Annotated in this window: 10 protein-coding genes and 1 pseudogene; all 11 read right to left on the minus strand. The window is 33.5% G+C overall.

What is annotated here, in order from left to right; translation table 11 throughout:
* Window positions 1-228: 228 nt before the first annotated feature.
* On the minus strand, window positions 229-1,788 hold the full coding sequence (gene rny / locus M1D64_RS07545; RefSeq protein WP_037538515.1) for a ribonuclease Y: 1,560 nt from the start codon (window positions 1,786-1,788) through the stop codon (window positions 229-231).
* A gap of 376 nt (window positions 1,789-2,164) precedes the next feature.
* Window positions 2,165-3,214, minus strand: coding sequence for a recombinase RecA (recA, locus tag M1D64_RS07550; RefSeq protein WP_041080466.1), 1,050 nt, complete (start codon window positions 3,212-3,214; stop codon window positions 2,165-2,167).
* A 175-nt stretch (window positions 3,215-3,389) separates the two neighbouring features.
* Entirely contained in the window at window positions 3,390-4,532 is a 1,143-nt protein-coding gene (locus M1D64_RS07555; RefSeq protein WP_041080464.1) for a CinA family nicotinamide mononucleotide deamidase-related protein, read from the minus strand.
* A gap of 229 nt (window positions 4,533-4,761) precedes the next feature.
* A complete protein-coding gene (gene pgsA, locus M1D64_RS07560) occupies window positions 4,762-5,343 on the minus strand; it encodes a CDP-diacylglycerol--glycerol-3-phosphate 3-phosphatidyltransferase (RefSeq protein ID WP_037538519.1) in 582 nt (193 codons plus the stop codon).
* Between the two features lie 50 nt (window positions 5,344-5,393).
* Window positions 5,394-5,786, minus strand: a complete 393-nt coding sequence (locus M1D64_RS07565) for a helix-turn-helix domain-containing protein (RefSeq protein ID WP_002483439.1) — start codon at window positions 5,784-5,786, stop codon at window positions 5,394-5,396.
* Between the two features lie 32 nt (window positions 5,787-5,818).
* Window positions 5,819-6,649, minus strand: a complete 831-nt coding sequence (locus tag M1D64_RS07570; RefSeq protein WP_002483440.1) for a DUF3388 domain-containing protein — start codon at window positions 6,647-6,649, stop codon at window positions 5,819-5,821.
* A gap of 341 nt (window positions 6,650-6,990) precedes the next feature.
* Window positions 6,991-7,695 carry an elongation factor P 5-aminopentanone reductase gene (gene ymfI, locus M1D64_RS07575; RefSeq protein WP_041080463.1) on the minus strand — a complete coding sequence of 235 codons (705 nt, stop codon included), beginning with the start codon at window positions 7,693-7,695 and terminating at the stop codon, window positions 6,991-6,993.
* Between the two features lie 2 nt (window positions 7,696-7,697).
* Entirely contained in the window at window positions 7,698-8,990 is a 1,293-nt protein-coding gene (gene yfmH / locus M1D64_RS07580) for an EF-P 5-aminopentanol modification-associated protein YfmH (protein WP_002483442.1), read from the minus strand.
* On the minus strand, window positions 8,990-10,279 hold the full coding sequence (gene yfmF / locus M1D64_RS07585) for an EF-P 5-aminopentanol modification-associated protein YfmF (protein ID WP_041080462.1): 1,290 nt from the start codon (window positions 10,277-10,279) through the stop codon (window positions 8,990-8,992). The genes yfmH and yfmF overlap by 1 nt, the downstream gene beginning before the upstream one ends.
* 10 nt (window positions 10,280-10,289) lie before the next feature.
* On the minus strand, window positions 10,290-11,003 hold the full coding sequence (locus M1D64_RS07590) for a GntR family transcriptional regulator (RefSeq protein ID WP_002483444.1): 714 nt from the start codon (window positions 11,001-11,003) through the stop codon (window positions 10,290-10,292).
* Between the two features lie 2 nt (window positions 11,004-11,005).
* Window positions 11,006-12,469: pseudogene (locus M1D64_RS07595) on the minus strand (DNA translocase FtsK); the annotation flags it as partial.
* Between the last annotated feature and the right edge of the window lie 50 nt (window positions 12,470-12,519).

Raw genomic sequence — 12,519 nt, forward strand, 5'->3', positions numbered from 1 at the left:
TGAGCGTATCGATAAACTGTATAAAAGTATGACATATACTACATTATCTTAATGAGTTGTTACCAATACTTTTCATTGCAGTTATTTTTAACCTCAATGTGAAACATCCGCGACATAAATAAATTGTCGCGGATGTTCTTTTATTCTAAAATATTAAAAAAAACAAACTAAACGAAATATCGTTTAGTTTGTTTAAATTTCAAAAATTAATCGTTTAATAATTAACTTTTATTTTGCATATTCAATTGCTCTAGTCTCACGAACAACTGTCACTTTTATATGACCTGGATATTGAAGTTCATCTTCAATTTGGCTCTTAATATCTCTTGCTAAGCGATGTGATTTTAAGTCGTCGATAGTATCTGGTGATACAATAACTCGAATTTCTCTACCTGCTTGGATTGCGAATGCTTTCTCAACACCTTCATAACTTTCAGATAGTGTTTCTAATCTTTCCAATCTTCTAATATAATTTTCTAAAGTCTCTTTACGAGCACCCGGTCTCGCAGCTGAAAGTGCATCTGCTGCAGCAACCAAGATAGAAATAATTGAAGTTGGTTCAACATCACCATGATGGGAATGTATTGCATTAATGACTGTTTCATTTTCAGCGTATTTTTTCGCTAATTCTACACCGATTTCAACATGGCTACCTTCTACTTCGTGATCAATAGCTTTACCAACATCATGAAGTAAGCCAGCACGTTTAGCTAATGTAATATCCTCACCTAATTCTGCTGCTAAGATACCACTTAAGTGAGCAACTTCGATAGAATGTTTCAATACATTTTGTCCATAGCTAGTACGATACTGTAAACGACCTAAGATCTTAACAAGATCTGGATGCATGTTATGTACATTTATTTCAAATGTAGCTTGTTCCCCTGCATCTCTAATAATGTCGTCTACTTCTTTTCGAGCTTTGTCTACCATATCTTCAATTCGTCCAGGATGGATTCGACCATCCGAAACAAGATTTACTAATGCAGTTCTTGCAATTTCACGTCTAATTGGGTCAAAACCAGAAAGAATTACGGCTTCTGGTGTATCATCTATAATTAAGTCAATACCAGTTAACGTTTCTAACGTTCTGATATTTCTACCTTCTCTACCAATGATTCGACCTTTCATTTCGTCATTCGGTAAATTAACAACAGAAACTGTAGATTCAGAAGTATGCTCTGCAGCTAACCTTTGAACAGTAGTCGCTAATAGTTCTTTTGCATTTTTATCGACTGCTTCTTTTGCTTCTCTCTCTTTTTCCTTAACAAGTATTGCAATATCTTGTGACAATTCATCTTCAACTCTTTGAAGTTGCTCTTGTGCAGCTTCTGCTTGAGTGAGACCAGAGATGCGTTCTAATTCTTGTTCATGCTTATTTATTAATGTTTGAACACTACTCTCTTTTGCATCTACTTGTTGTTGTCGTTCTTCAAGTTTAGACTCTTTTTGCTCTAAAATCTCATCTTTTTTATCTAATAGATCAGATTTTCGCTCTAAGTTTTCTTCTTTTTGTAGAAGTCTTGCTTCCTGCTTTTGAAGATCACCACGTCTTTCACGAAGTTCAATTTCACTTTGCTCTTTTATGATTTGATTTTCTTCTTTAGCTTCTAGGAGCTTTTCCTTCTTAATATTCTCTGCTTCTTTATTACCTTGTTCGATAATATCTTCGGCAGTTTGTCTTGCTTGTAATTGCTTTTGATGCAACAAATTTCGGGCAACAATATACCCTACAACAACTCCGAGAATAATACCTAGCAAAATGAGTAGGAGGCCTAATAAATTCACACAAACACCCCCTTTTTATCTAGGATTTTGCTCTGTATATCAAATTTCAATATGATTAAATATGATTATATGAAATTCTAAAAGAATCATACAATGTAATTGTACGGTTTACAGCTAAGAAGTGTCAAGGTTTCCATACACATTAATATAATATTTGAAGCGTTCCTTTTACACAATATTTACTTTACCGATTGCGCTTACTTAACTCACAGCACATTTGAAATGAAAAATATTTTCATATAATATTTTTATATTCTTATTCATATACAAAAAATAAGCTTAGACACGCTTGAATGTCTAAGCTTATTATTATGTTATTAGTAATAAATAACTCAAATTATATTTTATAACGCTCTACTGATAACCAGAACTTTAGTTATTCTTCCTCATCAAAAAGTTTAGCAGGACTTTCAGCTTCTTTTTCTTCAACGTCACCGTCAAAGATACCTAATTTTTCCCGTAATTTTTGATCAATTTCTTCTCGAATAGCAGGGTTTTCTTTGAGGTATAATTTCACATTTTCTTTACCTTGTCCCATACGTTCACCATTGTATGAATACCAAGCCCCTGATTTATTTACAATTTCATGTTCAGCACCTAGGTCAATTAATTCTCCTTCTTTAGAGATACCTTTACCATACATAATATCAACTTCTGCAACTCTAAATGGTGGTGCTACTTTATTCTTAACGACTTTAATTTTTGTTCTATTACCAACAATTTCTTGACCTTGTTTCAATTGTTCCGCACGGCGCACTTCTAAACGAACAGAGCTATAGAATTTCAAAGCACGTCCACCTGGTGTAACTTCAGGATTACCGAACATCACACCAACTTTTTCACGGATTTGGTTGATAAATACTGCTGTTGTATTTGATTTTGAAATTGCACCGGAAAGCTTTCTCAAAGCTTGGGACATAAGACGTGCTTGCAAACCAACGTGCGTATCTCCCATTTCACCTTCAATTTCAGCTTTAGGTGTAAGCGCAGCAACTGAATCGACCACAACGATATCAACAGCGCCACTTCTAACAAATGCTTCGGCAATTTCTAAACCTTGTTCCCCATGATCAGGTTGAGATAAATATAAATTTTGTATGTCTACGCCTAAAGCTTCTGCGTAAACAGGATCTAATGCATGCTCAGCATCTATGAACGCTGCAACACCGCCATTTTTTTGTACTTCAGCGATAGCATGTAACGCTACAGTTGTTTTACCAGAACTTTCTGGACCATAAATTTCTACGATTCTTCCTTTAGGGTAACCACCTACACCTAAAGCATTATCTAATGTTACAGAACCACTTGATACACTCGAAACTTTGCGCGCTTTGTTGTCGCCTAATTTCATAACAGCACCTTTACCAAATGATTTCTCCATATTTTTAATTACCGTATCTAAAGCTTTTTGACGATCGTTATCCAATGCTGGACCTCCTAAATGAGATTTATCTCTCGAAAAAATATCTTATATTCACTATACCTTGATTCAGATAATTTCGCAAGTATTTTGCGAATATTTGTTCGCTAATATTTGAATTCAATAATGCTAAAATAGAACACACGTGCTATTTTTCGCATTTTCTGTATACTGTTCGTATTTATTTAAACCAATTTAGTAATCTAATCAACACATAATTTTGAGTTCTGCTTTTAATTAAATGTCTTCTTTGTGTCATTTTAAATGATTGTACAGCTAATTCATCATTTTCTAAAATACCTAAATATACCGTATCATGTTGATGTATCACTGAAATACCTATTTCCGTGTTAAACATGTCTTTGACAATCTGAGCAGATACTGAAAGTTGAGATGTTATTATATCACGTTCATCTATAAATTGCGTGTGGTGAGATAACATACCTTGAAGTAACTGATTATTATCAAAATTTTTCATCCGAGAAAATAATATACCATCTGTCACCCCATCATAAATGGCAAATGTTTTTGTCATATTATTCATAAATGCTTGTTCTATAACAATATCATCAGAACCATAATAATATTTACCGATACGTTCTAAAATTTCTTCTTTAAGCGGCGCTATTAACGTTTCACATACTTGTTTTGTCTCACCACTTGCTGTCAATCTTACATTGACTTCGTGAGACCCAGCTAATGGTGCTATCGTAGGGTTCGTTTGTTGATCGATTAAATCCATTAATTCTGTTTCGACCTTTGATTCTCCTATACCCGCAAAGCGAAGTAATTCTGAAAATATTGTATTTTCACCATTTATAAAATAAGGTAATAACGCCTCTTTAGCCATCGGTTTCATTTCTTTTGGTGGACCTGGTAACAAAGCAATTTGCTTTCCATGTTGTTGGACAAGCATTCCTGGGGCCATACCGACCTTATTATCCAAGACATGCGCACCTTCAATGACTAACGCTTGTTGACGGTTATTTGGCGTCATTTCGACGTTTTGTTCATTAAAATATTGTTCGATGTAGTCGAGTGCATTTTGATCGATAACTAAATCTCGATCTAATACTTTCGCAACTGTATGCTTAGTTAAATCATCTTTTGTAGGGCCCAAGCCTCCAGTTAATATAACGGTATCATAATTTTCTAATGCTTTATTAATTACTCTCTCTAATCTTTGTGGGTTATCACCAATCACTGTATGTTCAACCACATTATGGCCAGCACTATTAAATAATTTTGATAAGTATTGACCATTAGTATTAGCGATTTGTCCTAATAATAATTCTGATCCTACCGCAATAATAGATATATTCAAAACGCTTCCTCCTGAGACATTTACATTTTTGTAAATAATTTATTCCTTATAGCTTCTAATTAACAATATATTTCTACTTCCCTATATTATAAAATGAAAAACCATAAATAACGAAAGATTCGTTCATGTAAAAGCGCTTCTATACGACTTGTTTATAAAAATTAAAAAAATCGAAGCATGTCCAAATTATCTACATGCCCCGATTTATAGCGTTATGATGTTAATGTGTTTATGATTTTGCCTTAAACACATCTCTACCTTTATAAAAATATTCAATTCCTGATAGGATAGTGAAAAATACACCGATATATAGTAATACCTGTCCTAATTCAAAACCAATCCAGCTAGACAATGGATCGCCTAAAAGAATCCAAACAAGGGCAACCATAGTAACAGCAGTTTTTATTTTACCTAACTGACCTGCAGCACTAACAAAACCTTGTTCTATTTGTAATAAGCGTAATCCCGTAACAGCAAATTCTCGAGCAATAATAATAATTGCAACTACAGAATTGGTTAAATCTACTTGTACGAGCGCAATCAAAGCACTTGATACTAGTAATTTATCTGCTAATGGATCTAAAAATTTACCCATGTTTGTTACAAGTTCCCATTTACGCGCTAAGTAACCATCTACAAAGTCACTTAATGATGCGACGATAAAAATAATGCCACTAATTAATAATTCTATTCTAATTTCATTACCACCGATAAATGAAATTTTACCAAATCCAAAATCCGCTAGAGCAAACAATAGGAAGATTGGAATGAGTATAACTCTAAATACAGTTATCCAATTCGGTATATTCATACAAAGTCCTCTTTTCTATTTATAACTTATGACGTACTTGGACTTACAGATTAAAAAATTAATACTGAAAAAATCCATAAAAGTGCTGTAATAATAACAAATATACTTATTACAACGGCCACTTGCAATGGTTCTTTATTTTTAGTTCGATAAGTCGGTTTATCTTCTTTTGAAAAAGCAGTTATTGTATTTTGAAGCGATTCATCATTACTAGGAATTTCTTCTCTATGCGCCTCAATTAACTGTACTGAGTCGATATTCACTGCTTTTGCATATTTCCTAATAAAACCTTCTGCATAATTTACATTTTTCAACGATTCAAAATCATTATTCTCAATCAGTGTAAGTGTTTCTCTTTTTATTTGGGTACGCGTTTCAAGTTCGTTTAGTGTCATACCTAAACGTTCTCGACGTCCTTTTAAAGTTTGACCAACTAAATTCAAAATGTTAGTCCTCCTCAATAACTATTCATATTTTATTCAAAAAATCCAAATCCGCCACCAAACGTATCATCACCAAAATCTAAGTTATTTTTACTTTTAACTGTTTTCTTTTTCATTTCTTCATATTGAATTTCTTGATTTTTATTTTCTCGTAATTCGATGATATAGTCAAAATCACTCATTTCATAATCACTCGTTTCAACGAACAAGTCAGGATGTTCGACTACTTTTATTGCTGGTAAACTCATAACTTCTTTAACTAATTCTTGATGTTTTTGACTAGACTCTCTCGCTGTGACTGCACCGTCGATAATATAAACATGATCAGAATCATATTCTCCTTTAATTAAAGAGCTACGAACAGTCTGTTTAATTAACGTTGAACTGATAAATAACCATCTCTTGTGCGCACACACACTACCTGCAACGATTGATTCAGTTTTACCTACTCTCGGCATACCTCTAATACCAATTAATTTATGGCCTTTCTCTTTAAATAATTCTGCCATAAAATCAACAAGTAAACCTAAATCATCTCTTTCAAAACGAAACGTTTTTTTATCATCTGCATCTTGTTCTATGTATCTTCCATGTCTCACAGCTAAACGATCACGTAACTCTGGTTTACGCAATTTTGTTATAGATATATCATCTATTTCTGTTACGATATTTTCAAATCTATGCACTTTATCTAGACTATCTGACTTTATTAATAGCCCTCTACGACCTTCATCAATACCATTGATAGTCACAATACTAATTCCCATCAAACCTAATAAACTAGAAACATCTCCTAAAAGGCCAGCTCGGTTCATTGTTATCTCATATTCTAAATACCATTCTTTTTTAGTTGCTACTGTCATGAAATAAACACCCCTTTGTTTATAAACCATATGTTGTCTTTTATGATAAACAGCAAATGATACACTTTAAATAAACATTATTTTATAAATTATATCATTGACGTTTTGTTTTATTAGCTGAGGATAAATATAAGAATCATCCTATTAGATCATATGAACAACTAACGACTAGAATGAACTACAAACGTGCTACTTCACTTTAGCTATAGCAATCCTTTCATCAGTCATCTAAGTTAAATAGTAATACAAAACTTTTTAGAAAATTACTTCCTCATACTTACTGACATTATATCATTGAATGTTTCAAAGTTGTTTTATTTTCTATAGTTTACTTAAATTATTTACAAGTACCAAGCGCCATTCACTTTTTGAATTGTTCCGGTGATACTTTTCGCAAAAGGATGACATAGATAACTACATGTGTGAGCAATTTCAGTCGGATCTATCAATCTTTGTTGTGGCAAGTCTTCAGTAATTACTGCCAATTCCGCTTCACTCCAAACTCGAGCCATATTACCACTTACCAAACCGGGTGCAATAGCGTTCACCGTTACTGAAGTCATTGCAAGTTCTTGACTCAATGCTTTTACAAAAGCAATTTGGGCACCTTTCATTGCAGAATAAACTGATTCCATACTTGCACCTGTTTCACCCCAAATAGATGAAATAACAACAATCCTACCACTCTGACTTTGTCTTAGTTGATCAACAAAATACCTACAAACACGTATGAATTGTTTTACGTGAATTTGATAAGCTAAATCAATCATTTCGTCAGTCATATCTTGTATTTGTCCATATAATGCAGTGCCACTCGCATAAATAAGGCAATCCAAATTAGTAATAAAATCAAAGTAATCCGCAAAATCGATGTCCTGCATTAAATCTATTTGTATGAATTGTACAGGCTGACTTTTATATTGCGACTGCAGTGTATCAACATTAGCCTGATTATACTGAATGATAACTTCATAACCGTCAGACAATAGACGATCAACGATAGCTGTACCTATACTACCAGAACCACCCATCACTAATGCCTTCATTTTTATTTCATCTCCAAACGACTATCAACAACTTGCTCTAGGTTCAAGCACATTTTTGAAGTTTCGTTTACACTCTCTAAAGTGATGCTTTCAACAATTTCCAATAAATCGAATAAACTTACGCCCTCAAAATATAATTTCGTATATTGGTTCGCTATGTATTCCGGAGAATTTAACCCTGAAATAAATTCACCTATGAATTGTTTTTTTAGTAAACTAAATGCTTCTTCATCATTCAGTTGTCCTTGGTTGTTTTCAATTTCTGTTAAAAGTAACGCTTTTAATTTATCAGGATACTGTGTTGCGCTCGTAATTACTGAGAAACTATATGTCGGTTCTAATACAAATTGATATCCAAATGTCTCATCAATTAGATCTTCGTTAAGTAAAGATTGATAAAAATCTGTTTCTTCACCAAATAACATTTCATAGAAAAGTGTCATCTCTAAATCTCTCTTTACAAAAGATGCGTCGGGTTCATCAACTAACGGATTGTTTTTAAAGCCTAACATCAATCGAGGTGATTGCAATTTCATAGTTTCAGTCACTTTGGATTCATTTACAGTTGCTTTTTCTATCAATGGATCTCTAACTATTTGCGGTTGTGCTTCTTTATCGCGTTGATTTTCATGCGTTGCCACGACATCATAAATATTTGCTACATCTACATCGCCGACAACAAAGAGTACCATATTCGATGGATGATAAAATGTCTCATAACATAAATAAAGATCATCTTTAGTAATCTCATAAATACTCTCTACACTGCCTGCAATATCCACACGAATAGGATGTGTATCATACATAGCTTTCAATGTATTAAACATTAATTTGTAACCAGGCTGTTCTTGGTACATTTTAATTTCTTCAGCTATGATGCCTTTTTCCTTATCTACTGTTTCTTTAGTGAAATAAGGTGACTCAACCATTGTTAATAAGCGTTTAATATTACGCTCCACATGATCTGTTGCACTAAATAGATAACTTGTACGATCAAAACTAGTGAATGCATTGACTTGTGCATTATCTTCAGCAAATGCCGTAAATAAATCTTCACTCTCATCATCGTTTTCAAACAATTTATGTTCTAAGAAATGCGCTACACCATCTGGAACAGTGACAAAAGTATCACTACCATGTGGCTTAAATTTATTATCTAACGAGCCGAACTTTGTAGTATACGTCACAAATGTTTTTTGGAACCCTTTTTTGGGGATAATAAATAATTTCAATCCATTATTTAATTCTGCTTCAAATACACGTTCATCTATTTGTTCATAATAATTTTCTCGCATTAGTCATTACCTCCTTTTGTCAGAATATAAATGGTATCAAGCACAACCGCTTGCGCTAATTGTTGCACATCTGATTTTGTAACACTTTGGATACCTTCAAAATAACTTTCTTCTGACATAGGCTCATCTAATAAGATATTGTTGTTTAAAATTTCTATCATACTTTTTGGTCTGTCATGTGATTCTTGTCTCTGCGAAAGAATTACTTTTTTAGCTAATGCTAGCTTATCTTCTTCAAATTGACCGTTTTGGAACTTTTCAAATTCTTTGATAATTGTATCTTTTGCAACTTCATATTTATCTATGGATACACCACTCAGTACAAACATGAAGCCATTTTTTGCATCAATTTGTGAATGAATTGAATATGCCAAACTTTGTTTTTCACGGACTTCATTAAATAATACAGATGAAGGGTCACCACCGAACATTACATTAAATACAACCATTGTAAAATACGCTGCGTCGCCATATTTTGCAGGCATTCTAAAGCCCATATTCAACTTAGCTTGATCTACATCGTCCACTTCAACAATTTCTTGTGGTAATGTATGTGCTTGTTTCATAGGTGCGTCTTGCGTTAATTCAAAGTGGAAAGGTTTGATATCGAAATAAGTTTTCAATTGCGTTTTAACTTGTGCTTCATCTACGTTACCAACGACGTAAACTGCACAATAATCATTCTGTAGCATAGATTGATATGTATCGTATAAAGTTTCTGGCGTTACACTTTTTATGTATTCTATTTGACCTGTAGCCAAATGTCTATAAGGATGTTCTCCAAACATATGTTTTAATAAATTTAAAAATGAAATCTGCGATTTGTTATCAACCATCGCTTCTAGTTTTTTACCTAATAAAGATTTTTCTTGTGACACAAAAACCTCATCAAATTGTTGATCAGTCACTAACGGGTTCCAAATAATTTCTTTTAACAATGCCACACCTTTTTCAAATAATGGTGTTTGGTCTTTCAAATAACGTTCATTAATTAACTCTAATGAAATGCTTATAACATGCTTATCTTTAAATTTTGAAACAAAACTATTCACATAGGCGCCATATAAATGTGATAAATGTCTATTGAATGCTTTATCTGTAGGCCATTGTTTGGTTGCTCGAACTAATACTTTGCTTAGAATCGAACGCGCAGTCATGGTGTCACTTTCTAAGGGAGCCATAAATTTCAACGTTATTGTGGTCGTTTTAAATTTTGTAGTTGGCATTACTTTAATATGTATGTCATTCTGAGTATTTTTGTTCTTCAAATTGTCATGCCTCACTTTCATAAATTTCTTATTATAAACTATTTTTAACCGTTTTAAATTTTACTAAACTACTTTTGAAATAATTAAAAGAATAAAGTATTGGTTGGTCATCTTTATCATAATGGACTAATTTCAATAACATAAGCCCTTCATGTGGTGATGCACCTAAGATGTCTGAAATGTGCGGCTCATAACTGATGGCCTCCATTTCAGTATCAGCATATGCCACTTTTTTTCCCGCATGTGCTTCGATAGCACCTAGTAACGATTCATCGCTATTTTGATATTGTGCGCATGTTAAGTCACTCGCAGGCACTTTATCTAAACAATATACTACGGGTTTCTTATTTGCCGTTCTGACACGTTCTATAATTGTAACGTTTGCCTTATCTGCAATATTTAATCGTTTTGAATCTAATGAGGTCGCTGGTTTTTCATCAAAACTAATATATTCTGTCCCAGCACTATAACCCTGATCTTCAATCATTCTACTTATACTTACAACTTCTCCTAAAGGATAATAGAATGGGTGCAGTGATTTAACACGTGCACCTTCTTCTAAATTATTTGATAAAACTTGTTCAGTGATTAATTCATCTACTGCATCATAGACATCATCTGTCTTTACATTTAATGTTCTAGCTATTGCTAAATTACTTGGTAATGGTTCACCATGTTGTAATTTGCCATCTTTGATTTGTTGTATCATCCACTCTTTAACTTTATAAACAGAAGTCAGTTCCATTTTTACACCTCATCACTATCTAAATCCACTAATATTTGTCTAGGTTTACTTCCTTTTTGTGGTCCAATAACTTGATTTCGTTCTAAATCGTCCATTAATCTGGAAGCGCGATTATAACCAATTCTAAATTGTCTTTGTAATAAAGAAGTACTCGCTTTTTGTTGTTCAATGACAAATAAATATGCTTCATCATAAAGCGCATCTTCACTCTTCATTTCTGATTTTTCTACTGGTGCATCTGGTTCCATTTCTTTAACATAATTCGCTTTTTGCTGTTCTACTACATAATTAACAATGTCTTGCACTTCTTGATCGCTTAAAAATGCACCCTGCACACGCGTTCTTGTAGAACCACCATTTGCAACATATAGCATGTCACCTTTTCCTAATAGCTTGTCTGCGCCACCGCTATCAATAATCGTTCTAGAATCCGTTTGTGAACTAACAGCAAAAGCAATTCTACTTGGAATGTTATTTTTGATTAAACCAGTAATCACATCCACAGAAGGGCGTTGTGTTGCAATGATTAAATGAATGCCTGCTGCACGAGCCATTTGAGTAATTCTTTGAATTGCATTTTCTACTTCTTTACCAGCAACCATCATTAAATCAGCTAATTCATCCACAATAACCACGATATAAGGTAGTTCAGCTTGTTTTTCATCTAGCTCAAGATTTTGTCTTCTAATCGCTTCGTTGTAACCTTCTATATTTCTTGTAGATGAATGTTGGAATAAATCATAACGACGCTCCATTTCGGCCACAACTTTTTCTAAAGCTTGAGATGCCTTATGAGGATTTGTAACTACCGGTATCAATAAATGGGGAATCCCATTATATACATTCAATTCTACCATTTTCGGATCAATTAACATAAGTTTTACTTCATGCGGCTTTGCATTAAGTAAAATACTAGTGATAATACCATTGATACATACGGATTTACCACTACCTGTAGATCCAGCAACAAGTAAATGAGGCATTTTATTTAATTCAACTGTTATAGGATCACCTGAGATATCTCTTCCTAATCCTACTTCTAATTTATTTTTTGCAGGGAACTTCTCATCTAATACTTCTTTAAGTGATACAAGTGAAATTTTGTCATTTGGTACTTCAATACCCACTGCAGAACGTCCTGGAATAGGTGCTTCAATACGAATATCCTTAGCTGCAAGTGCAAGTGCGATATCATTGTGCAAGTTTACAATTTTACTTACTTTAACACCTTGTGCAGGTTGAATTTCATATTGTGTTACCGCAGGACCGATTTTTATTTGTGTCACTCTAGCATCTACACCAAAGTTTTTAAGTGTTGTTTCTAGCAGTTGCCCCTTTTTCTGAACTTCTGCTTTTGAAGTTGCTTTTTGTTTCGCTGGTTGCTTAAGTAATGAGAGTGGTGGAATCGTGTATGCCTCGTTTTCCACTTCTCCAGCTTCTGAAATCGAGTTAACCGCATCGCTTTGACTATCTTCAGTTTCTTCAGTAGCATCCATAGATTGATCTAATGAAGCCA

It is taken from the genome of Staphylococcus sp. Z5-21 (assembly GCF_056529615.1).

What these genes read in the sequence shown, in the direction of transcription:
- M1D64_RS07590 (WP_002483444.1), bottom strand. Translation starts at nt 11,003, where the DNA reads ATGGAACTGACTTCTGTTTATAAAGTTAAAGAGTGGATGATACAACAA.
- pgsA (WP_037538519.1), bottom strand. Translation starts at nt 5,343, where the DNA reads ATGAATATACCGAATTGGATAACTGTATTTAGAGTTATACTCATTCCA.
- M1D64_RS07570 (WP_002483440.1), bottom strand. Translation starts at nt 6,649, where the DNA reads ATGACAGTAGCAACTAAAAAAGAATGGTATTTAGAATATGAGATAACA.
- ymfI (WP_041080463.1), bottom strand. Translation starts at nt 7,695, where the DNA reads ATGAAGGCATTAGTGATGGGTGGTTCTGGTAGTATAGGTACAGCTATC.
- yfmH (WP_002483442.1), bottom strand. Translation starts at nt 8,990, where the DNA reads ATGCGAGAAAATTATTATGAACAAATAGATGAACGTGTATTTGAAGCA.
- yfmF (WP_041080462.1), bottom strand. Translation starts at nt 10,279, where the DNA reads ATGAAAGTGAGGCATGACAATTTGAAGAACAAAAATACTCAGAATGAC.